Consider the following 22183-nt stretch of genomic DNA (forward strand, 5'->3'; position numbering starts at 1 on the left):
AGGGGCCCGTCCGACCTCTCCCAAGCTGCGCTCGGGCGAGGTGACTCGCTGCTGTCACCGCCGAAACTCTTGGCGAGTTTCGCTCGGCGATGTTGATGTGGCGAGCACGCTTACGAAGCGGCCAATTGCTTGGTCCAACGATCGATTTGACTTCGCACTTGCGCCGGTGCCGACGAACCGTAACTAACGAACGCCTCGACCGCTTTCCGGCTGCCCAAGATTTCGTAGACTGATTCGTCAATCTCCGCTGCGTGCGACTGCATGACGTCCAGCGGCAACTCGCTCAGTGGCACTTCGCGGCTCATCGCTTCACCCACAATCGCGCCCACCAAATGGTGTGCTCGACGCTGCGGCATGCCCTTGCGGATCATCCACTCCATCAACGTCGTCGCATCCAAGTAGCCGCGTTCCAAACGACTGGCGATCGATTCACGTCGCAGCTCGGATCCTTCGACAATCGGGATCGCCAATTCGAGTGAGGCGATCACGGTGTCGAACGAATCAAATAGCGGTGGCTTGTCTTCTTGTAAATCGCGGTTGTACGCCAGCGGCAAATTTTTGACCAACAACATTAACGTTTGCAAATTGCCCATCACGCGAGCCGATTTGCCTCGGGTCAGTTCCAGCGTATCGGGATTGACCTTTTGTGGCATGATGCTGCTGCCGGTACAGAACGCTTGTGGCATCTTGATGAAATCAAATTCAACGGTGCTCCACAGAATCCACTCTTCAGCCCAACCGCTCAGGTGCGACGCGATCACCGACAGCACAAATGCGCTTTCGAGCATGAAGTCGCGATCGCTGCTGGTGTCCAAACTGTTGGCCGTTGGCCGATCGAACTCGAGCGCCTTGGCGGTGTGATCACGATCGATCGGCAGCGTGGTTCCCGCGACCGCCGCGACCCCGAGCGAGCATTCGTTGACTCGCCGGCGACAATCGGCAACCCGGCCGCGATCTCGCTGTAGTTTTTCGATATAGGCCATCCAGTAGTGGGGGGCGATCACCGGCTGAGCCCGCTGCAGATGGGTGTACGCCGGCAACACGACATCAAAATCGCGTTCACAGCGGCTCAGGAACGCTCGTTGCAATTCCAGCAGCCGGGCGTCCACGGTGTCCAGCGCCTCGCGGACCCACATCCGTACATCGGTGCTAACTTGATCATTACGGCTGCGAGCGGTGTGCAGTTTTCGGCCCACGTCACCGATCCGGTCGATCAACGCCTGCTCGATATGCATGTGGATATCTTCGAGCTCGAAGCGGATCGGGAACTGATCGGCATCAAGTTCCGCCTCGATTTCCTTCAAAGTGTCACGAATCGTCGAAAACTCTTCTCGAGTCAATAAACCGACGCTCGAAAGCATGTCCGCATGCGCGATCGAGCCGCGAATATCCTGTTGATACATGCGTCGATCGAAGCTAATGCTCTCGGCAAACGCCTCCAATCGCTTGTCGGTACTTGCCTGAAAAACGCCACTTCGTGATGGACTATCTGCCATCGCCCTATCCTGTTGCTGAGTCGGTCTTAATAATGGAACTTCGCTGCCATTATCACCCAAGAAACACGGGTGACGACCCCAAGCAGATAAAGAAAAATTCTCCATGAAATATTGCTCCACTTCCCCTTTGCCCGATCTCTCCACGGTTTCACGCAGCCGCGTCCCGACCGCAGGACGGCGGGCACTCACTCACATCGCCCCCCCACTGGCGTGCTTCGCCGTGCTGCTGGTACTAGGGATTCCCTCGGCCGCGACGGCCCAGCAGGTCCTCGCTTCGGCGCAAGCGGGTGAGCCGTTTGGCGTAGCTACGATTGAGATCCCATTGGCCGCAGGGGTGCCGATCGGGTCGCAGCCACCGCTTCGTGTCACCGATGCACAGCGCCGCGTGTTCTATCCGGTGGGGCAAGAAATTCGTCAAAAATTGGTCCCGCCATCGGAGCGGCCGGTGCCCGAGGCAGGCCAAGGCCGGCTGCTTCGCCGTGTCGGAAGTCTGATCCGCGAGATCACTAGCCGAGACCAACCGACCGAAGAGACGGTCGCACGCCGAATCTCGTTCCTGTTCCAAGGCAGCGAACCGATGGTGGTCGCACTGAGCGATACCAGCGGTGTGATCGGTGAATATCAATTGAATCCGGAATCCAATCCCGCAACGCATGCTCAACTGTTGAACCAGTGGTGGAGCGACTACACCGCGGCCGCCAAAACGCGAATTGATGCTGGCGATTATCCGCCCTGGGTCGAGACCTATTTAGTGGCGATGCTATCTGGCCGCTTGCATCTTCCCATGCCGGCTTGGTTCACCACCGAGACCGAGGCCGGCGACACGCTGGTGTCGACCCTGAAATTGATGGCGGGTGCCGAGCAAGCGACCGAGGCAATGTTTCGCCAAGCCGCGATGGGACAACCTCTCGCACCGGACATGAGCCGAGTCGTCCCGGTTCCCGCCGCTCCGCGATGGACCCAGCCGATTCCAAACCCCGGCGGTGCGAATGACAACACTGCGATCGAACCGCTGGCAACGCGAGTGCCGCCGGAGTGTTTTTATATTCGCTATGGGTCGTTCGAGAACTATTTGTGGTTCCGTGATCTTTCGGAAGAGTACGGCGGCGATGTTTCGCGAATGGTCACGCTAAGAGGTTTCCGCAGCCCGGGGACCAAGGCCATCGAAACGCAATTGAATCTGGAAATGAATCAGTTGTCGCGAATGTTGGGCCCAACCGTGATCGAAGACCAAGCGATCATCGGTCGCGATCTGTATTTGAATGACGGAGCGACGTTGGGAGTGTTGTTCAAAGTCAAGAACGCGTTCCTGTTCCGCACCTCACTGCAAAACGATCGAGCGACACGAGCGAAATCAGACGACGCGATCGAACTTGGCGACACCACCATCGCCGGCAAAACCGTTTCGCTGCTGCAAAGTGCCGACAATCGCGTGCGTTCGTTTATGGTCGAAGATGGCGAGTACATCCTGGTCACCAACAGCGAAACAATGGCGAGGCGTTTTCTCGAAGTCGGCGAAAGTGGGCAATCGCTCGCGGCGACCTCGGAATTTCGACTCGCTCGGCGATTGATGCCGATCGAGCGAGAGGATTCACTGTTTGCCTACTTTTCGCCTCAAATGCTGCAAGGTTTGGTGTCACCCGAATACCTGATCGAGCTGCGGCGACGGATCGATGCGAAATCGGATGTGACCTTGGTACAGCTGGCCAAATTAGCCGCTGCTGCTGAAGGAGCAGCGACGGTGTCGATTGACCAGTTGATCCAACGTGGCTACCTGCCCAACAACTTTAGCGAGCGTTCGGACGCCAGCGGGATCGTGGAACTCGGCGACAGCGTGATCGATACGCGCCGCGGTGCTCGCGGGACCTTTTTGCCGATCGCCGACATCGAACTACAAAACGTGACGGCCGAAGAAGCATTGTGGTACTCGCGGATCGCCGCGAGCTACACCTCACGATTTCCGCACATGGACCCGATCATGGCCGGCGTGCAGCGGGAGACGGTATTTGCCGGTGGCGATCAAAACGCCACCGTCGAACGGCTCGCCATCCATGCCGAGATCGCTCCTTGGTCGCCCGCACAATACGGCAAATACGCTCAGCAATTGGGACCACCGACACGGGTCGCGATGCAATTTGCTCCGGATGACATCGTCGCGGTCCAAGCCCACGTGGCTTCGGAACAGCTGGGTCCCCCAACCCATCTGTTTGCCGCGATCAAAGACTCGGTGCCACCAAATCCCGATGACTTCGACGGCTTGATCAAGACCTATCGTGCACTGAAACAGTTGCCAGGTTACATCGGCGCGTGGCCATCCCCCGGAGCGATTGATCGATTGCCGCTGGGTCTAGGCCGTGGCACTCCGGTCGGTCCAGGGATGAGCCGGCTGATCGGCGGAATCTATCGCTACACCGGAGGCGGGTTCAGCGTGTTGTCGTTTTATCCTGATCTGTTGACCGCGAGTTTGCCGTTTTTGGCTTCGATCGAAGTCGAAGACGCGGCCCAACTTCGTGGCCGAATCGGAAATTTGCGAGGCAGCCAACTCGAATCCTGGGTCACGAACCAGTTGTACCAACGGTCGGCAACCAGCAGTTTGGCGGGAGCCGATTTCCTGGGCATGCTGTCACGCCAATTGCGAGTGCCGCCAGCCGATGCACTCGCAGCCACGCAAGATATATTCGCCACCGATCTGCAGTGCACCCTCGGCGGCGAATACCAATTTCAGCCTCAAGTGGATCAATGGCAGAGCACGGCATGGCATGGCACACAACCACCGCTGAGCTCGCCCTTGGACTATGCCCATCCGATCATGCAGTGGTTCCGCGGCGGTCAATTCACGTTGACTCAGTACGACGACCGTTTGGTGGTCGATGCGATCGTCGACGCGGCGAGAAACTAGCCGGCAGGTCGCGAGTGACCTGTTGCTTGAGTCGATGATTGAAACAAACGGGTGAGCCGTGGGCGGTAAGAAAGCGTCCGGCTTAGAAAAACCACAACCCGAAGCTTAAGCGAGGGACTCCAAGCAGATCGCATCGCGTTACCGGAGGTCCCTCGCTCACGCGTTTTGAAATTGCTGTTTTTGTGCCGGAGGCACTTTATGGGATAGCCTTGGACTTTAGTCCAAGGTTATCGGTTCTGAAATTGGCACCAAGTCGCGGAGCGACGTTCTGTGGCGAATGATCAAGTCACAAAACGTCCCGCTGGGACTCGATTGTTTTTGGCGAAAATCCCTCGGACTAAAGTCCGAGGCTATCGAAGTATGTCGCTCCGCGACAGCAAATAGCGCAACTTCAAAACTCACGCGTCGGGTTAGGATTGTCATTGCTATGCGGGCGCCGTGAATCACAAGGCGTTCAAAGTCAGACGCTCTCGTAAGGCACCGGGTAATGCTAAAGCTCAGCCGATTCAGTGATCGCGGCATGTTGTGCGGCCGAGCGACCCGCAAAACTGGCAACCGCAAACGCACACAAAAAGCCGACAAACACCATCAAGTAGTACAGCACGTACAGGAAAAACAGATCATTCCACTCGATGGGAAATTCAAACTCCGTGGCAAAAATCGCCATCGCGAAACTGCCTAAAAAGAGCACAAATCCCACCAGGATCACACGTGCCAACCCGCCGCGAGACGCGACCAGTAGCATTGCCTGGCTGAGCAGCGCGGTGGCGACGGGGACCGTCAACCAGATCCCGATTAGCACCGGCCAATAGAGCTCGGCTCGTATCGGGGGCAGAAAGTCGCGTGCCGATGTTAACAGCAACGCAAACACGGTCGTGATCGCAATCAGGTCGCCGATCGAAAATTGACGTCGTTTCCGCTGACTTGACTCTCGCGTATCGTTCCATCGAGGGACCGCAATCCACGCAAACACGACGTTTTGACTCAGCACGATTCCCACCATGTCAACCAAAGTTGAGAGCCAAGGGTCATCACTAAACGTGCCCCAAAACGACGTCACGCCGACCAGCACCAGTGCGATTTGCAATCCGTATCGCATCACCGTTTTTTTTACCGCCGACGTGATCCAACAACTCACCGCGATGCTGCCCAACCAGCAGCCGACAATGAAACAGCGAAAGGCAAAGTTGATTTCGTGGCTTTCGACTATGCCATGTGCGGGATCTGCGGTCCGCCATGTTGCGACAATCATTGCCAGTGCCCAGCTGCCCAGAATTACCAGCGCCCTTCGATTTAACAGCGGAATCAAGTAGGTTTGCTGTTTTCCGGCTTCCACTTGACATTCCCGAGGTTTGGTTTGAGAGAGCGAACTTGAAACATGGATGGTACCACTGAACCGATCATTGCGGTGCTTGGGCACCCGATTGCCGGAAATCCGTCACAGCTCGCGATCGAACGAGCCTTTGAAGCGATGAAGCTCGATTGGCGAGTGATGTCATTTGATGTCACGCCGGAAAACTTGCCCGTCGCCCTGCATGGACTCGAGGTGCTTGGGGTCCGCGGAATTCTACTGAGCAAGAATTTGATCCGTGAAGCGGCTCAGTGGGCCGCTGGCCATCTGCCCGATCAATCCGGACCCGCAGTACTGGACTGTTTCTATCGTGACCCGATTGCCCGTTCGGGTCTACAAGGCTCTGCTTCACAAAACTCAGGCCTGCTTGGTTTTGATGCTGAAAGCCAATGGATTTCGGCTCAGATCCATGCCCATCTTTCTGCCAAACAGGACGATTCGGCGGTCTCGGCGAGCGTCATTGGTAAAATTCACCGCGATCTCGATTCGCTGTTTCCCGAACCGTATCGCGAACCCCTGAAACAGTCCTTGCTCGAACCCGACACCGCCTCGATCCCCGAGGCGGATGTGATCCTGGTTGGCGAGCTCGATGCGGATGCCGTGGCACTGGAAATCGAAGACGCGTCCGCCGCCTGCCCGTCATCTCTGCTGTTTGACCTCAGCGGCAATGAAGCGGTGGCCGAAGCGCTCGATGATTTCGCAGCCACTGTTATCAACATCGACCAGCGGCGAGTCGGTATGATTTGCCAATGTATCGAAAAATGGGTGGGTAAACCTGCGCCCGAAGAGATCGTGATTGATGCCATCGAAGAATACATGGCCGTGTAGAAGTAGCCCAGACTGCCAGTCTGGGCTCGCCAGATCACTTCCCGCCGTGTCATTCGAAGTAAAACATCTTTCCTGGCTTTGCTAGGATTCTGGCTTTTCTGCGAGACGCATGCGAATGAACAAGTTAACCGAATACGTCGAAAGAAAGCCGCACGATCTGCTGCGACTGCGTGATGACCGCATCGTCGAAACGGTCGCGATGCTTCAAGTGCGGATCGACGAGCGATTTCCCAATTGCGGACTCGGCAAGCTGTGCGGACAACTTCACCAAGTCTCGCTGCAAGCCGCATCGCGATCGGCCTGGATTGGGCGTCCGATCTTGTGGATTCGCGCGGTCGGTTACCTGTTGGCGTTCAGCTTGTTGGCCGTTTTGATTTTCTACGGAGCGTTGGTCGTTCGTTTGGAACCGGACGAAGTCAGTCCGATGGACTTTATCCAAACCTTTGACGCCGGGATCAACGGTGCCGTGTTTGTCGGCATCGCCTTGTACTTTTTGATCAGTTTGGAAACGCGGATTAAACGCAAACGAGCGTTGGCGGCGGTTCATGAATTGCGGTCGATCGCCCACATCATCGACATGCATCAATTGACCAAAGATCCCGAACGGATTTTACAAAACTGGCAGGCCACTGATCACTCGCCTAAATACAACATGACGCCGTTCTTGCTCGGTCGTTACCTGGACTATTGCAGCGAAATGTTATCGTTGGTGGGCAAGATCGCGGCGTTGTACGTCGAGCGATTCGACGACGCTCATTCCGTCGCCGCCGTCACCGAGATCGAACAACTAAGTACCAGTATGAGCCGCAAAATCTGGCAAAAGATCATGATCCTGTCTCAGTCGCGTGACCTGTTTGATGCCTCCGACTTAGAACCACCGGCGATCCCCGCCCCGGCAAACGCGGACCCGGCAACCTCCAATACCGAACTCGAACCCACTTCCGAAGGACCTGCGACTCACTGATGGCTAAAAAGAAAACGAGTATTCGCGATTCCGTGATCGCTGCCGCTCAGCAACTCCGCGACGATGTCGATTCGCTGTCGTTTTCCGAACCGGTGACGCACGTCTACAATCCGCTGCGTTACGCCTGGAAGGGGCACGAAGCCTATCTGGAACATGTCAACAACAAGGGAGTGAATGTCGTATTCTTGGGGATGAACCCAGGCCCCTGGGGAATGGCTCAAACCGGAGTTCCGTTTGGCGAGATCGACTCGGTCAAAAATTGGATGGGGATCAATGTCCCCGTCGATCATCCTGAAAACGAACACCCCAAACGGCCTGTCGAAGGATTCGATTGTGCCAAGAGTGAAGTCAGCGGGCGAAGGTTGTGGGGATTGTTCCGCGAGCGGTTTAAGACGGCAGATCGGTTTTTCAAAGACCACTTCGTGCTGAATTATTGTCCGTTGGTGTTCATGGAAGCATCAGCCCGCAATCGCACGCCCGACAAACTGCCGGTTGCCGAACGTGAATCGCTTAACGAGGTCTGTGACGCGCACCTGCAGCGACTACTCGAACTGCTCGACCCGACCTACGTCGTCGGCGTCGGCGCGTATGCCGAAGGGTGCTTGAAGCGATCACTCGAAGCAATCAATAGTGAGGCAAAACTTTCACGGATCCTTCACCCCAGTCCCGCGTCGCCAGCGGCGAACCGAGACTGGGCCGGCACCGCATCAAAACAACTCACCGAAGCCGGCATCTGGAAGTGAGCCGTGGGCCTTACGAAACCGCGTTAATATGCGGAACCCGGCCGCTCACGCGTCACCATCTCCTCACTCCTCACTCCTCACTCCTCACTCCTCACTCCTCACTCCTCACTCAGACTGTTATCCTGACGGTAGCTCACACGTTGTTCCTCGATTCCGCCTGCAAAGCCCATGTCCCGCACCCTATTTCAAAATGCCAACGTTGTTCTCGCTGACTCGGTCCGCACGGGATCGGTGCTGGTCGAAGACGGCAAGATCATGGACGTCGACGCTGGATCACATGTCCAAGCGGACGAAGTGGTCGATTGCAGCGGTCGTCACTTGCTGCCCGGCGTGATTGACGACCAGGTCCATTTTCGTGATCCCGGATTGACGCACAAAGAGGACCTGGAAACTGCATCGCGTGCCTGTGCCGCGGGCGGAGTGACCTCGTTCCTCGAGATGCCCAACACCAAGCCGCCTGCGATCACGCTGGCCGGGGTTCGCGACAAAGAAGCGATCGCGGCCAAAAAATCGCGAGTCAATTACGGGTTCTACATCGGCGCGACTCCGGATAACGTCGCCGAGCTACAACAGGCCACCGACGTTCCGGGAATCAAAATCTTTATCGGCAGCAGCACCGGCAATCTGCTTGTCGACGAGCAAGCGGCATTGGAACGGATCTTTGCCGAGACCGACTTACCCATTTGCGCCCACTGTGAGGACGAAGCCACCGTGCGTGCCAACGCCGAGCGGCTGGCCGGAACCACGGACATCACCGACCACTCACGCATTCGCGACGAGAACGCGGCCGTGATCGCGACCAAACGAGCGACCGAATTGGCTCGTCGCCACAAGCATCGCTTCCATGTGCTGCATGTATCGACCGCCGCCGAGTTGCCGCTGCTTGCGGATGCCTCGCCCTACATCACGGCGGAAATCTGCTTGCATCACGTCTTCTTTAACGTCGACGACTACCCGCGGCTCGGCAGCCGCATCCAAATGAACCCGTCGATCAAGACCAAGGCGGACAACGAAGGGCTTTGGCAAGGACTGCTCGATGGCACGATCCAGGTGATCGCGACCGATCACGCTCCGCACACACTCGAAGAAAAATCGCAGCCTTATCCGCAGAGCCCATCAGGTTTGCCGGCGGTCGAAAACAGCTTGGCACTGATGCTCGATCAAGCTGGCGAAGGCCGCTGTACGCTGAATCAAGTCGCGTCATGGATGAGCGACGCCCCCGCTCGGGTGTGGGGCATGGTCGGTAAAGGCCGAATCGAAGCGGGCTATGACGCCGATTTAGTAGTGGTCGACATGAACGAAAAACGCACGATTCGCGATGCCCAGCAGCATACAAAATCCCGCTGGAGCCCCTGGGACGGGGAAACACTGCAAGGATGGCCCGTTGCGACTTATGTTCACGGGCACTGCGTTTGGAATACAATACGCGGGTTCGACGAATCCTTCCGCGGAACGAAATTGCGGTTTGACCATAGCCGAGGTGGCTATTGGAACACCGTCGATGGCATTGGAACCTAACAAGAGACACCCTCATGAAACGATTTGCAGCCTGTTTATTGACCACCCTTCTGTTGGCCCCCGCGTTCTCGTTTGCCGAGGACGACAGCGAAGCGACTAAGTCCGCCGCTGACTCGACCGTCTTGTTTGACGGCACAAGCATCGACGGCTGGAAAGGCCGCGAGGATCTGTGGAGTGTCGAAGACGGCCAAATTGTCGGCCGCACCACCGAAGCCAACCCGATCGACGCCAATACCTTTTTGATCTGGAAGGGAGACGTCCCCGAAAACTTTGAACTGACCGTCTGGTTCAAAATCGAAGGGGGCAACTCGGGGATCCAGTACCGCAGCAAAATCGTCGACGAAGACAAATTCATCGTAGGGGGCTATCAAGCCGACATCGATTTCACCAACCGATTCGCTGGTATTTTGTACGAAGAACGGGGCCGCGGCATCTTGGCTCAGCGTGGTCATCGGGTCACCATCACTGCGGACGGCAAGAAGCAAGATGAAACGTTTGCCGATGGCAAAGAGCTCGCCAATGCGATTCACCCCGGCCAGTGGAATGAATTTCGTGTCGTCGCCAAGGGCAACCGCCTGCAACACTTCATCAACGGCACGATGACCGCCGAAGTGATTGACGAGCAATCCGAAAAATCCTCCTCCGATGGCGTGATCGCATTGCAATTACACGTCGGTCCGCCGATGACCGTCCGCTTCAAAAACATCTCGTTGCAGAAGTAAGGTTTCGCGATGGTCAAGAAAGTGACGGAATCGACGTTTGACCGCGAGGTGCTTGACGCCAACGTTCCGGTGCTCGTCGATTTCTACTCTGATCGCTGTGCCCCCTGCCGGAAAATGGCTCCGCAGCTGAATAAGTTGCATTCGGAAGCCAAAGGCCGCTACAAGGTGGTCAAAGTCGATACCGAGGCCAACAGCGATCTAGCGAACGAGCACCGAGTCACTTCACTGCCAACGCTGATCGTGTTTACACGCGGCCGAGCCACCAAACGGTTAGTCGGCCTGCAAGACAAACTCACGCTGATGATGGCGCTCGGCTTGGTTTGATCGATTAGGCGACCAGCGCCGCCACGATTAAAAGTGAGCGACCCAAGCGAAAGACGACGCCAAGTCTATTTTTGTTTCGCTGCGATCAGAGGGCGGACCGCTTTGCCGATATGTTTTGCCAGAATCTCAACACCCTCGGGCGTCGGGTGCACCCCATCAGAGCTGAGCCAGTTTGGCTCGTCTAACAATATCTGATTCAGATCGACGACCGCGACCATGCGTTCGCGGGCCACTTGCAACGCGGCTTCGCGATACTGTTGCAGCAATCGATCCAGCCCGCCGGCGCGATCAAACACCGCCTTGTCATGACGTGTGAAATAGGGCTCGTGATTGATCGGAGGAACGGTGCACAAGACCACCTGTGCCTGTTGTTTTTGGCACGCATCGATCATTTCATGCAGATTCGCCGAGTAGCGATCCAGCGGCACATGGACTTTCGCACTGTCGACGCGGCTATCGTTGGTGCCGAAAAAGATCACCACCACATCGGGATGTTTTGACAATACGTCTTGGTTCATTCGCCGCAGGGCTTGCGTCGTTGTGTTGCCACCGACACCGGCGTTGATTGCATCAACGCCTAGCAGCGGCGCCAAAAAGTCCGAGTAACCTCGTTTGGTAATGCTGTCTCCAAAGCAGACGACCTTGGCACGAACCGGCTCACTCGCAAAGCTGCAAAGCGAACTCGTCAACGACATGAACGCCAAGGCAAGTGGGAAGCCGAGGAATCGAATGGAAGTCATCATGGTGAAGTTTGGGGTACTCGTTTCGGTCAGCTTGTCGATCTTATCGAAATGTCAATGTCCGTCGTGAGCCGAGGGCCGTAAGGCACCGGGTATTGCGTGGGTTTTGCAGTTTCGTGTTTATCATAACCCGAAGCGTAAGTTTTGAAGACTGCATTATTGTATATGCGGGCGAGCTGCAGACCGTAACGAAGCAAAGTCATTGTCGCCCAGCTTTCCAAGCTGGTAGCGCTAAATTAACCGTGCTGTCGGAATCGCACGTGACTGCTCACCGCGGCAACGATCAAACGCGAGGCACGCTGACGGCGGAAAGCCGTGCGACAATCGCCATTGTTCGCTCCGTAGTGGATCTTGCTAAAGATCCCTCAAGCAACATCCCCCGACCAATGACAGGCTGGAAGCCGATCCCACACCCCGAAAGTCTTCGCGACTTTCGCTACGAGAGCGTTCGCGTCATCCAAAATTGCACGCGGCGATTCCCGCCGCAACGATCAAACGCGAGGCACGCTGACGGCTTGGAAAGCCGTGCGACAATCGCCATTGTTCGCCCCGTAGTGGATCTTGCTAAAGATCCCTCGAGCAACATCCCCCCGACCAATGACAGGCTAAAAGCCTATCCCACACCCCGAAAGTCTTCGCGACTTTCGCTACGAGAGCGTTCGCGTCATCCAAAATTGCACGCGGCGATTCCCGCCGCAACGATCAAACGCGAGGCACGCTGACGGCTTGGAAAGCCGTGCGACAATCGTCGTTGATCGCCCCGTAGTGGATCTTGCTAAAGATCCCTCAAGCAACATCCCCCGACCAATGACAGGCTGGAAGCCTATCCCACCCCCCGAAAGTCTTCGCGACTTTCGCTACGAGAGCGTTCGCGTCATCCAAAATTGCACGCGGCGATTCCCGCCGCAACGATCAAACGCGAGGCACGCTGACGGCGGAAAGCCGTGCGACAATCGCCATTGATCACCCCGTAGTGGATCTTGCTAAAGATCCCTCGAGCAACATCCCCCGACCGATGACAGGCTGGAAGCCTATCCCACACCCCGAAAGTCTTCGCGACTTTCGCTACGAGAGCGTTCGCGTCATCCAAAATTGCACGCGGCGATTCCCGAAGCAACGATCAAACGCGAGGCACGCTGACGGCTTGGAAAGCCGTGCGACAATCGCCATTGATCGCTCCGTAGTGGATCTTGCTAAAGATCCCTCAAGCAACATCCCCCGACCAATGACAGGCTGGAAGCCTATCCCACACTTCGACTACGACTTTACTAGCTCGTCGATCGCGGCGTTCAGCGTTGCACTTGGTCGCATCACATCGCTGGCCTTCTTGCAATCGGGTTGGTAATAACCACCGATGTCGACCGCCTTGCCCTGCACCGAGTTCAACTCGTCGACGATCTTCGCCTCTTGATCCGACAAGGTCGCTGCAAGCGACTGGAACCGCGATTTCAGCTCCGCGTCCTTGTCTTGTGCAGCAAGTGCTTCCGCCCAATAAAGCGCTAGGTAGAAATGGCTGCCACGGTTATCAATCTCGTTGACCTTACGCGACGGCGATTTGTTCTCCGACAAATACTTGCCGGTTGCCTCGTTCAAGGTTTCTGCCAGCACCAAGGCTTTTTGGTTGTCCGCTTTTCCGCCGAGGTCTTCCAGCGAAACTGCCAACGCCAAAAACTCGCCAAGCGAATCCCAACGCAAGTGATTCTCTTCGAGCAGTTGTTGAACGTGCTTTGGCGCCGATCCGCCTGCGCCGGTTTCAAACAATCCGCCGCCCGCCAACAGTGGAACGATCGACAACATCTTGGCGCTCGTTCCCAATTCTAAAATCGGGAACAAATCGGTCAGGTAATCACGCAGCACGTTGCCAGTCACCGAAATCGTATCGAGCCCATCTTTCGCTCGTTGGCACGACAAACGGGTCGCATCGACGGGTGACATGATTTGAATATCGAGTCCTGAAGTATCGTGCGACGGCAAATACTCTTTGACCTTGGCGATCAAGTTTGCATCGTGAGCACGATTTTCATCGAGCCAGAAGATCGCAGTCGAACCGGTCGCGCGAGCACGGCTGACCGCCAAACGCACCCAGTCACGCACGGGCAAATCTTTGGTTTGACACATCCGCCAAATGTCGCCCTCTTCGACGGCATGCTGCATCAGGATTTCGCCCTTGCTGTTGACCACACGTACCGCGCCGGCGCTGGGGATTTCGAACGTTTTGTCGTGCGAACCGTACTCTTCGGCTTTTTGAGCCATCAAGCCAACGTTGGCAACGTTGCCCATCGTGGTGACATCGAATGCACCGTTTTCTTTACAGAAATCGATCGTAGCTTGATAAACACCGCTGTAACAACGATCCGGAATCATTGCCTTGGTGTCACGCAGCTTGCCATCAGGCCCCCACATTTTGCCGGAAGACCGGATTGCGGCAGGCATCGAAGCATCGATGATCACATCGCTGGGGACATGCAGGTTGGTGATCCCGCGGTCCGAATCGACCATCGCAAGCGCTGGACGATCCGCGTAGACGGCATCCAGATCTGCCAACACTTCCTGCTTCTTCGCTTCGGACAATGTTTCGATCTTGGCGTAAACGTCGCCGATTCCGTTATTGGGATTCACACCCAATTCGTTAAACAATTCGGCGTGCTTTGCAAACACATCTTTAAAGAAAACCCGAACGGCATGGCCGAAGATGATGGGGTCGGACACCTTCATCATTGTTGCTTTCATGTGCAACGATAACAGAACGCCCTGCTTTTTGGCCTCGTCGATTTCACGAGCCAGGAATTCTTGCAGCGATTTCTTTTGCAGTCGCGATGCGTCGATGATTTCGCCAGCCAACAGCGACAGTTTTTCTTTCAGCACGGTCGTTGTGCCATCCGCAGCGACCAATTCGATCCGCACATCGCCCGCTTCGCTCATCACATACGATTGCTCGCTGCCATAAAAATCGCCTTCGCTCATCGAAGCCACGTGCGTCTTGGAATCCGATGACCATGCACCCATCGAGTGCGGGTTTTGTCTGGCGTATTCTTTCACCGGCGCCGCAACGCGACGATCCGAATTGCCTTCGCGAAGCACTGGGTTGACGGCACTGCCGAGCACCTTGGCGTAGCGAGCCCGAGTCTCCTTGTCGGCATCGGTCTTGGGTTCATCGGGGAAATCAGGAACAGCAAAACCATTTTTTTGCAGTTCCGCGATCGCCGACTTCAACTGAGGAATCGAAGCACTGACGTTTGGCAGTTTGATAATGTTCGCTTCGGGCTGCTTCGCCAACTCACCGAGTTCGGCCAAGGCATCTTGGTATTGTTGGTCCGCTGGAAGCACGTCCGAAAAGTTAGCCAGGATCCGTCCGGCCAACGAGATGTCTTTGGTTTCGACCGTGATCCCCGCCGCCGATGTGAACGCGCGGATGATCGGCAACAACGAATAAGTCGCCAGTGCTGGCGCTTCGTCCGTGTGGGTATAAACAATTTTTGAAACGTTTTGAGACATCATCTTCCTTCGTTGCATTCGGTAACCGATCGACGTCGCAAGTCGATCGAGCACGGTAAATCGGGGATCAGCTGATGCCCCATCATCGTGTTGAAACCGCTCGAAGGGAAGATGGCCAAATTTAGGTTTTTGGCCGTGATTCTCTTACGCAAAGCGTGCCGCGGGGCATCAATTAAGTCGTGTATTCCGAATTGAAACGAACATAATCGGTCGTCAAATCGCTCGACCAATACGTCGCTTGGCCTTTGCCCGAGCCCACGCGAAGTTCGACATCAATTTGCGGCTGCCCCTTCATGGTGCGGCTAAGTGACGCGGCATCAAAGTCGAGCGGCGTGCCATCTTCGTAGATCGCCTGGCCGCACACCGACAACGAAACCTTGGCCGGTTCCAAAGGCTCACCTGCATATCCGGCTGCCGAAACGATGCGGCCCCAATTCGGATCACCACCCGTGATCGCGCATTTGACCAACGGGCTTGCTGCGACGGTTTTCGCGATCACTTCGGCCGAAGCATCACTCTCGGCTCCAAAAACGTGGATCTGCATCACGTGCGTCGCCCCTTCGCCATCGGCAACAAGCTGTTTCGCCAAATTGATCGCTAGCTTCGTCAGTGCCGCCTCGAACTCGGCCAACGCGTCGCCGGAGAGCGGTTCATCGGTGCCACTAGCCAATAGCAGCAACGTATCGTTGGTGCTGGTGTGACCATCCACACTGACTCGATTGAAGCTAACGTTTGCGACACGAGTCAGCATCGCTCGGGCGTCGTTTTGGTTGATCGAAGCGTCAGTGCACATCACCGACAACATCGTCGCCATGTTGGGCGCGATCATCCCCGCTCCCTTGGCCATCGCCGCGATCCGGATCGTCTTGCCTGCGAGTGTCAATTCACACGTTTCCGTTTTGCGTGCCGCATCGGTGGTGCGAATCGCTTCGGCCGCGTCCACAAAGGCGGCTTCGCTGCTAGCGAGTTTGCCGTGGACCTGTTCGACACCCGAACGGATTTTGTCCATCGGCAATCGCTTGCCAATCACTCCGGTGCTCATCACCAACACGTCGGATTCGTCGCAACCGACCAACGAAGCGAGCTGGGCACAGGTGGATTTGGCGTCCTCCATGCCTTGTTCGCCGGTACAGGCATTCGCATTGCCGCTGTTCGTCAGCACCGCTCGAATCGCCGCCGAGGGGGTTCGCGAACGTGATAGCACGACTGGCGCGGCGACAATTTTATTCGTCGTGTAAACGCCCGCAGCAACGACCGGATGATCCGATACAATCAAGGAAATGTCCGGTTTTCCGCTGGCCTTGATTCCGCAAGTCGCACCGGCAAAACGGAAACCACGTGGCAGGAACAGGGGTGAGTCTGACATCTGAAATGCCTGTTAAATTAGTTTGCTATTTTCCATCGCCGAAAGCCGACTTCCTACGATTTGACCTTTGCAAACAATAAAGGGCGTCGTGCTGTACAACAAGCGACCCAGTGACCGCAAATTTGCGTTGATTCCGAACTTCGACCACCGCTTCCTCTACCTCTCCATGGCGAGTCCACGCGTTTGAATCCGATCAAAAATCCAATCGCCCCTTGCGCCGATGACCTGCAGAGCACGAAATTGGCCCAAGATCCCGAGTCCGCGGGCGATATCGTGCTGCGCTGCGAAGGACTTGGCAAACGCTATGGCGACTTTGATGCACTCCGCGATTGCTCGCTCTGTGTCGGTGCAGGCGACATTTTTGGGCTGCTTGGCCCCAACGGAGCGGGCAAAACTACTCTGATTCGTCTACTGCTCGGCTACCTGCACCCGACCCATGGCCGGGCCACCGTGCTCGGAATTGACGCCGAAGACGACAGCGTTGCGGTCCGTCGCCAAGTCGCCTACCTGCCCGGCGACGCCCGTTTGCCACGTCACATGCGAGGCGATGGGGTGCTGAAATTTTTTGCCGAAATGCATCCCTACGGCGATCTGCAGCGTAGTCGTGAAGTCGCCGAGTTGTTGGAACTTGATCTAAAAACCCGTGTCGCGTTTATGTCGACCGGAATGCGTCAAAAACTGGCACTCGCCGTCGTGCTCGGGCCTCAAACACCGCTGCTGATCCTGGACGAACCGACCGCGAATCTCGACCCCACCGTTCGAACGGCCGTATTGCAGTTGGTTTTGGATGCTCGCGACAATGGCCGCACCGTGATCCTGTCGTCGCATGTGCTCAGCGAAATCGAAGACACTTGCAACCGAGTCGCCTTTCTGCGGCGCGGCCGATTGGCTCACGAAATGTGGATGAGCGATCTGTTCCAGCGGCACCGAATGACGGCCCTCACCCGCGCAGCCTCGATCGAGATCCCCGATTCGCTCAAAGGGGCGGTTCACGTTCGTACACGCGAGTCAACGCATGCGTATCATCAAATTCAAATCGATACCGCAGGCGATCTTGGACCGATTCTCAAATGGATTGATTCTCTCGACTTGAAACAAATTCGCTTTGAACCGTATGGACTTCGTACGGTTTACGAAGCGGTCCATGCCGGCGAACCGGTAGCCACCGCTTTGATCACCGATGCCCCGGTTGCTGAGAACTCGGTTGCTGAAAACTCGGGAGCCAGATCATGATCGACCGCATTTTGTTAAAGAAATATATCGGGCAATCGATTTTGTTGTTCGCCTCGTGTGGGCTAGCCCTGTTCGCGTTTGCATGGGTTCGTGTTTGGGTAGTCAGTCTTTTGGACATGGGCCAATTCCAAACGATTTTGGAACAGTTTCGTGAATTTGAAAAGTTCGCCCCGATCGAATTCGATTCGCTGTTCACCTATCCCGGTCGCGTTGGCATGACGTACGACGAACCGATCGTCATCTTGTGCATTGTGATTTGGTGCATCTCGCGTGGCAGCGATGTGGTCAGCGGCGAACTGGGCCGCGGGACCTTGGAAATGGTGCTTTCGCAGCCGATCAGCCGCACGCGGCTGCTGCTTTCCCATGCCACCGTCTCGGTCGTCGGACTGGCGCTGCTGTGCATGTTGGTGTGGGCGGGGATCGGTGCCGGCGTGCAGACGACCAGCGTGAAAGAGACCGTGCCTCCGCCAACGATTCGCATTCCCATCATCGAGTTTGATTTGCCGCTGACGATGGGCGAACCCGAGATGCAGACGTTGCACTTGAGCGATCGAGTGGATGTGCGAATCTTCGCAGCGTCCACGTTTCACTTATTCGCGTTTGGCTTCTTTGTGCTCGGGTTGTCGACGTTACTCAGCAGTATTGATCGCTATCGCTGGCGAACGATCGGAGTGACCGTGGCGATTTATATTCTCCAGCTGGTGATGCTGGGATTGGGCAAAGCGGCCGAGTCGCTGCAGTTCCTGCTGTCGATGACCTTTTTCAGTTGCTACAAGCCACAAAAGATGACATCGATGGTCACCAACGACTCGCTCTACACGCCGTGGACACTGACGCACACGGTGGGCGACACGATGCTGCCGCCGCTGGTATACCCGTTGATCTTGATTGGCTTCGGGCTAGCGTTTTACGCCGCCGCCATCGTTTGTTTCAAACGCCGCGACCTCCCCGCCCCGCTCTAATGTCGCTGATCAATGTCTATGATCAATGTCGCTGATCGCTCCGCGATCATAGACAAATTCGTCATGCATGCCCCGTAGTGGATCTTGCTAAAGATCCCTCATGCAGGATCTTTAGCAAGATCCACTACACCGGTGTTTGCTTCGCATCTCCTGCGAACTTTGCGTGGTTTAGCGGAGCGGCACGATCGCTTCCAAATCAAAAGGCCCGCGGCTAGCGCCGTCGGCTCACACTGATCAAACTTCCTCGAGCTACTTCACCGCTTCGGCTGGCTTGGCTTCCTCTTTGGCCTCCGGCTTCGCCGCTGCCTTTTCCGCCTGAGCCTTGTCTGCAGCTGCCTTATCTGCCGCTGCTTTATCAGCAGCAGCCTTCATCTCCGCTTGCTTCTTCTTTTCCGCTTCTTTCTTTTCCTTCAGCTCTCGAGCCTTCTTCTCTTGTTCCTTTTTCTCACGTTCGATTTTCGCTTGCTTTTCTTTTTCTAAAGCTTCGAGCTCTTCTTTGGTCGGGCGGATCGGGAACGTGCCACTGGCCAATCCACGATCGACAATCCACACGTTGCGGAAACGAACCGGATCGCCATGGTCTTGGAACAAGGTGGGCAGCAAATTGGGTTCTTCGGCTTTTCCAGCACCGGTGGGTCCTGGCAACTCGACGTCATCTTGAATTTTCACTCCGTTGAGCCAACTGGTCACGTGAGCGCCACGGATCTTGTTGCCCTCAGCGTCCCAGCGTGCTGCGGTGAACTGGATGTCATAGGTCTGCCAACGCAGTGGCGGATAACACATGTTCAAATCGGGAGTGCGAAAACGGTAGAGCGCTCCACATCCGTTGAACACGGCTGGGGTAGCGAACGAATCAAGCACTTGGCATTCGTAGCGGCCGTGCAAATAGATGCCACTGTTGCCGCGAGCTTGGTCGAGTGCTTCGGGCATGTACGGTAAGCGAAACTCGAGATGCAAATTGAAATCTTGCATCATCGGCTTGATCTTCGTGCCATGCATCAGCAACCCATCTTTGGTCATTTGGCCGTCGATAAACTGGTCCGTCGAAGTGCCATCAAACAGCACGACCGCATCTTTGGGCGCCGGAGCGTGCAGTGTCGAACTCTCACGCTCGACTCGTTTCAGTTCACCGATACGGTTTCCCTTGCGGTCCAAAACCAAGCAGCCATCTTTTTCCACGAACACGGCGTAGGGGCCACCCGACAGCACGACAAAATCGTCACTGCGACGGCCAATCAATTGCACGATCTCTGTCTTGTGCCCCTCTTCGCCTGGCAAACCGCCGAGGTACTGAATCGCCTCGAACGTATCGTTGCCGACGGGCCGAATTTGCAGCGCCACGACATTTTTGTCCTCGCTGTCGGTCTTGATTGGACCAACAAACTCGCCCATCAACGGGAAATTGGGTTCCGAATCCGGCGTCTCGGTGTAGACGGGTCCCTTCGGGCCAGCGGCCATCACAGGGGTGCTTCCGGACAAGCCGTCCGAGATCAGGAGAGCAAAACAGACGCTCGCGAGCGTGTATCGTGACCGAGAGATCATGTTGGTTTCGTTTCTGCGGGGGAAAGAGAGTGGTGGGGGTGAGAAATGTCAGCGGGAAATCGCGATCGGCGATTACGATCTTGGACCGCTCCTAAAATAGTTGGCAGGTCGCTTGCGGGCTACGGTTTTGCCGTGATTTCTTGCCGCAAAGCCATCGTTTTGGCGAAGATTCGCTTTGTAGAGCCGTACTAGGGCATCGGTTTCCAGTTAAGATGTTTTTGACGAAGAATTCTAGTCTCGGCCCCTCCAACCGACCACACACAGCATGAAATCCACCCTTCTAGCGACCCTGTTTACACTTGTCGCCACTGCGGTAACGCAAGCGGCGGCCCCCCCAAACATCGTCTTCATCTTTACCGACGACCACTGTGAACAAGCTCTCAGTGCCTACGATCCGGCCCGCATCACCACCCCGAACCTTGACCGCATCGCCAAACAAGGCATGCGGTTCGATCGCTGCTACGTCACCAATGCGATCTGTGGCCCCAGTCGAGCGGTGATCCAAACAGGCAAATACAGCCACATCAACGGCTTCAAAACCAATCGCGATCGCTTCAACGGCGACCAGCAAACGTTTCCAAAACTGCTCAAGGCCAACGGCTATCAAACCGCCGTGGTCGGCAAATGGCACCTCGTTTCCACCCCGCAAGGCTACGACTATTACGACGTCCTGAAGGGGCAAGGCCCGTACTACAATCCGCCGATGTTGACCGCCGGACCTGATGGCAATCCTGTCATGCGGCCTCACACCGGATACACAACCGAGATCATCACCGACAAAACATTGACGTGGCTCAAAGAGCAACGCGATCCCAACAAGCCGTTCATGTTGATGTGCCAACACAAGGCACCGCATCGCAATTGGATGCCCAGCCCTAAATATCTCAACTGGCTCGACGACGTCACGATCCCCGAGCCCGAGACGCTGTGGGATGACTACTCGGGGCGTACTCGATCCGCGGCACGTCAACAGATGACGATCAAGGAACATCTCAATTCCAACGACCTGAAACTAACCGGCTATGGAACGATGAACGCCGAACAACGCAAGGCTTGGGATGCCGCTTATGGACCTAAGAACGAAGCGTTCAAAAAGGCGCAGGCCACGATGACCGAGAAAGAGATCGTCCAGTGGAAGTATCAACGTTACGTCAAAGATTACCTTCGCTGCGTGAAGAGCGTCGACGACAGCGTCGGTGAAGTGCTGGACTATTTGGACGAAGCCGGTTTGGCGGACAACACCGTCGTCATTTACTCGTCGGATCAAGGCTGGTACCTGGGCGAACACGGCTGGTTCGACAAACGATGGATGTACGAAGAATCGCTCAAAACGCCACTGTTGGTCCGTTGGCCAGGCGTGGTGAAGCCGGGCACGGTCAACAACGACGTTGTATCAAACCTTGATTACGCCGAAACGTTTTTGGACATCGCCGGAACCGACATCCCCAGCGACATGCAAGGCCGCAGTTTGGTGCCGATTTTCAAAGGCAACACCCCCGCGGATTGGCGAAAGTCGTTTTACTATCACTACTACGAGAATCCGGGAGCTCATAATGTCGCGAGGCATTATGGTGTGACCAATGGCCGTCACAAGCTGATTCGCTTTTACGCACTCGAAGGCGAGGCGATCGATGATTGGGAATTGTTTGATTTGGAAAAGGATCCCAACGAGCTCAACAGCGTCTATGCGAACCCCGAATACGCCAGCGTTCGGGCAGAGATGGAATCCGAGCTCGCTCGGTTGCGAAAGCACTACGACGATGAAACGCTCGACCCGATCCAGCCCATCCGCAAGCGACGCAAATAGCAAAGCCGTGGACCGCTCGAGTTACCTCTCCCGAGCTCTTTAGCTCGGGAGAGGTCGAACGGGCCCTTCAGGCCTCGTTCGGGTGAGGGCCGACCGAGCAACTGGGCGGACACATAGTCGTTGATCGCTCCGCGAACAAAACGCCCGTTGCGAAAACGTTGGAACTCCGCCAGCTCGACTGTCCCTCGATACC

The 22183-nt window shown here is 56.1% G+C and carries 17 protein-coding genes; 11 read left to right on the forward strand and 6 right to left on the reverse strand.

What is annotated here, in order from left to right:
* Positions 1-110 precede the first annotated feature (110 nt).
* A complete protein-coding gene (argH, locus tag ABD971_RS00960) occupies positions 111-1496 on the reverse strand; it encodes an argininosuccinate lyase (protein ID WP_345318543.1) in 1386 nt (461 codons plus the stop codon).
* A 103-nt stretch (positions 1497-1599) separates the two neighbouring features.
* Between argH and ABD971_RS00965 the strand changes: the two genes are divergently transcribed.
* A complete protein-coding gene (locus ABD971_RS00965; RefSeq protein WP_345318545.1) occupies positions 1600-4395 on the forward strand; it encodes a hypothetical protein in 2796 nt (931 codons plus the stop codon).
* A gap of 490 nt (positions 4396-4885) precedes the next feature.
* Here the strand turns inward: ABD971_RS00965 and ABD971_RS00970 are convergent, their stop codons facing one another.
* A complete protein-coding gene (locus ABD971_RS00970; RefSeq protein ID WP_345318547.1) occupies positions 4886-5731 on the reverse strand; it encodes a hypothetical protein in 846 nt (281 codons plus the stop codon).
* 42 nt (positions 5732-5773) lie between these two features.
* Here ABD971_RS00970 and ABD971_RS00975 point away from each other — a divergent pair, with 42 nt between their 5' ends.
* The 6 genes from ABD971_RS00975 to ABD971_RS01000 all read left to right on the forward strand — a co-directional run bounded on the left by ABD971_RS00975 (position 5774) and on the right by ABD971_RS01000 (position 10845).
* Positions 5774-6574: a hypothetical protein gene (locus ABD971_RS00975; RefSeq protein WP_345318549.1), complete on the forward strand. Its 801-nt coding sequence runs from the start codon at positions 5774-5776 to the stop codon at positions 6572-6574.
* Positions 6575-6683: 109 nt separating this feature from the next.
* Complete coding sequence (locus tag ABD971_RS00980; RefSeq protein WP_425571226.1) at positions 6684-7538, forward strand: hypothetical protein; 855 nt, start codon at positions 6684-6686, stop codon at positions 7536-7538.
* The gene (locus ABD971_RS00985) at positions 7538-8281 is read left to right on the forward strand and encodes a uracil-DNA glycosylase family protein (protein ID WP_345318553.1); all 744 of its coding nucleotides are present in this window, start codon (positions 7538-7540) and stop codon (positions 8279-8281) included. The genes ABD971_RS00980 and ABD971_RS00985 overlap by 1 nt, the downstream gene beginning before the upstream one ends.
* 168 nt (positions 8282-8449) lie before the next feature.
* Positions 8450-9799 carry a dihydroorotase gene (locus tag ABD971_RS00990; protein WP_339944959.1) on the forward strand — a complete coding sequence of 450 codons (1350 nt, stop codon included), beginning with the start codon at positions 8450-8452 and terminating at the stop codon, positions 9797-9799.
* Between the two features lie 14 nt (positions 9800-9813).
* A complete protein-coding gene (locus ABD971_RS00995; protein ID WP_339944961.1) occupies positions 9814-10521 on the forward strand; it encodes a 3-keto-disaccharide hydrolase in 708 nt (235 codons plus the stop codon).
* Positions 10522-10530: 9 nt separating this feature from the next.
* Entirely contained in the window at positions 10531-10845 is a 315-nt protein-coding gene (locus tag ABD971_RS01000; protein ID WP_339944963.1) for a thioredoxin family protein, read from the forward strand.
* Positions 10846-10910: 65 nt separating this feature from the next.
* On the opposite strand, the gene ABD971_RS01005 is transcribed toward ABD971_RS01000, so the two are convergent.
* Positions 10911-11588, reverse strand: a complete 678-nt coding sequence (locus ABD971_RS01005) for an SGNH/GDSL hydrolase family protein (RefSeq protein ID WP_345318556.1) — start codon at positions 11586-11588, stop codon at positions 10911-10913.
* Between the two features lie 257 nt (positions 11589-11845).
* On the opposite strand from ABD971_RS01005, the gene ABD971_RS01010 reads away from it, so the two are divergent.
* Positions 11846-12307, forward strand: a complete 462-nt coding sequence (locus ABD971_RS01010) for a hypothetical protein (protein WP_345318558.1) — start codon at positions 11846-11848, stop codon at positions 12305-12307.
* Positions 12308-12842: 535 nt separating this feature from the next.
* Here ABD971_RS01010 and ABD971_RS01015 read toward each other — a convergent pair.
* A complete protein-coding gene (locus tag ABD971_RS01015) occupies positions 12843-15080 on the reverse strand; it encodes an NADP-dependent isocitrate dehydrogenase (protein WP_425571232.1) in 2238 nt (745 codons plus the stop codon).
* Between the two features lie 172 nt (positions 15081-15252).
* Positions 15253-16446 (reverse strand): bifunctional glutamate N-acetyltransferase/amino-acid acetyltransferase ArgJ, encoded by a 1194-nt coding sequence (argJ, locus tag ABD971_RS01020; RefSeq protein ID WP_345318561.1) that lies wholly within the window; start codon positions 16444-16446, stop codon positions 15253-15255.
* A 192-nt stretch (positions 16447-16638) separates the two neighbouring features.
* Between argJ and ABD971_RS01025 the strand changes: the two genes are divergently transcribed.
* A complete protein-coding gene (locus ABD971_RS01025) occupies positions 16639-17679 on the forward strand; it encodes an ABC transporter ATP-binding protein (RefSeq protein ID WP_425571233.1) in 1041 nt (346 codons plus the stop codon).
* A complete protein-coding gene (locus ABD971_RS01030) occupies positions 17676-18641 on the forward strand; it encodes an ABC transporter permease subunit (RefSeq protein ID WP_345318563.1) in 966 nt (321 codons plus the stop codon). The genes ABD971_RS01025 and ABD971_RS01030 overlap by 4 nt, the downstream gene beginning before the upstream one ends.
* A 249-nt stretch (positions 18642-18890) precedes the next feature.
* On the opposite strand, the gene ABD971_RS01035 is transcribed toward ABD971_RS01030, so the two are convergent.
* Positions 18891-20183 carry a 3-keto-disaccharide hydrolase gene (locus ABD971_RS01035; RefSeq protein WP_345318565.1) on the reverse strand — a complete coding sequence of 431 codons (1293 nt, stop codon included), beginning with the start codon at positions 20181-20183 and terminating at the stop codon, positions 18891-18893.
* A gap of 265 nt (positions 20184-20448) precedes the next feature.
* Between ABD971_RS01035 and ABD971_RS01040 the strand changes: the two genes are divergently transcribed.
* Entirely contained in the window at positions 20449-21990 is a 1542-nt protein-coding gene (locus ABD971_RS01040; protein WP_345318567.1) for a sulfatase family protein, read from the forward strand.
* The last annotated feature ends 193 nt before the right edge of the window (positions 21991-22183 follow it).

The organism is Novipirellula rosea (assembly GCF_039541335.1).
In the GTDB taxonomy this organism is placed as follows: Bacteria; Planctomycetota; Planctomycetia; order Pirellulales; family Pirellulaceae; genus Novipirellula; species Novipirellula rosea.

Excerpts from the sequence above, each read along its gene's own strand:
- argH (WP_345318543.1), bottom strand. The coding sequence starts at position 1,496 with ATGGCAGATAGTCCATCACGAAGTGGCGTTTTTCAGGCAAGTACCGAC.
- ABD971_RS00965 (WP_345318545.1), top strand. The coding sequence starts at position 1,600 with ATGAAATATTGCTCCACTTCCCCTTTGCCCGATCTCTCCACGGTTTCA.
- ABD971_RS00975 (WP_345318549.1), top strand. The coding sequence starts at position 5,774 with ATGGATGGTACCACTGAACCGATCATTGCGGTGCTTGGGCACCCGATT.
- ABD971_RS00980 (WP_425571226.1), top strand. The coding sequence starts at position 6,684 with ATGCGAATGAACAAGTTAACCGAATACGTCGAAAGAAAGCCGCACGAT.
- ABD971_RS00985 (WP_345318553.1), top strand. The coding sequence starts at position 7,538 with ATGGCTAAAAAGAAAACGAGTATTCGCGATTCCGTGATCGCTGCCGCT.
- ABD971_RS00990 (WP_339944959.1), top strand. The coding sequence starts at position 8,450 with ATGTCCCGCACCCTATTTCAAAATGCCAACGTTGTTCTCGCTGACTCG.
- ABD971_RS00995 (WP_339944961.1), top strand. The coding sequence starts at position 9,814 with ATGAAACGATTTGCAGCCTGTTTATTGACCACCCTTCTGTTGGCCCCC.
- ABD971_RS01000 (WP_339944963.1), top strand. The coding sequence starts at position 10,531 with ATGGTCAAGAAAGTGACGGAATCGACGTTTGACCGCGAGGTGCTTGAC.
- ABD971_RS01005 (WP_345318556.1), bottom strand. The coding sequence starts at position 11,588 with ATGATGACTTCCATTCGATTCCTCGGCTTCCCACTTGCCTTGGCGTTC.
- ABD971_RS01015 (WP_425571232.1), bottom strand. The coding sequence starts at position 15,080 with ATGTCTCAAAACGTTTCAAAAATTGTTTATACCCACACGGACGAAGCG.
- argJ (WP_345318561.1), bottom strand. The coding sequence starts at position 16,446 with ATGTCAGACTCACCCCTGTTCCTGCCACGTGGTTTCCGTTTTGCCGGT.
- ABD971_RS01030 (WP_345318563.1), top strand. The coding sequence starts at position 17,676 with ATGATCGACCGCATTTTGTTAAAGAAATATATCGGGCAATCGATTTTG.
- ABD971_RS01035 (WP_345318565.1), bottom strand. The coding sequence starts at position 20,183 with ATGATCTCTCGGTCACGATACACGCTCGCGAGCGTCTGTTTTGCTCTC.
- ABD971_RS01040 (WP_345318567.1), top strand. The coding sequence starts at position 20,449 with ATGAAATCCACCCTTCTAGCGACCCTGTTTACACTTGTCGCCACTGCG.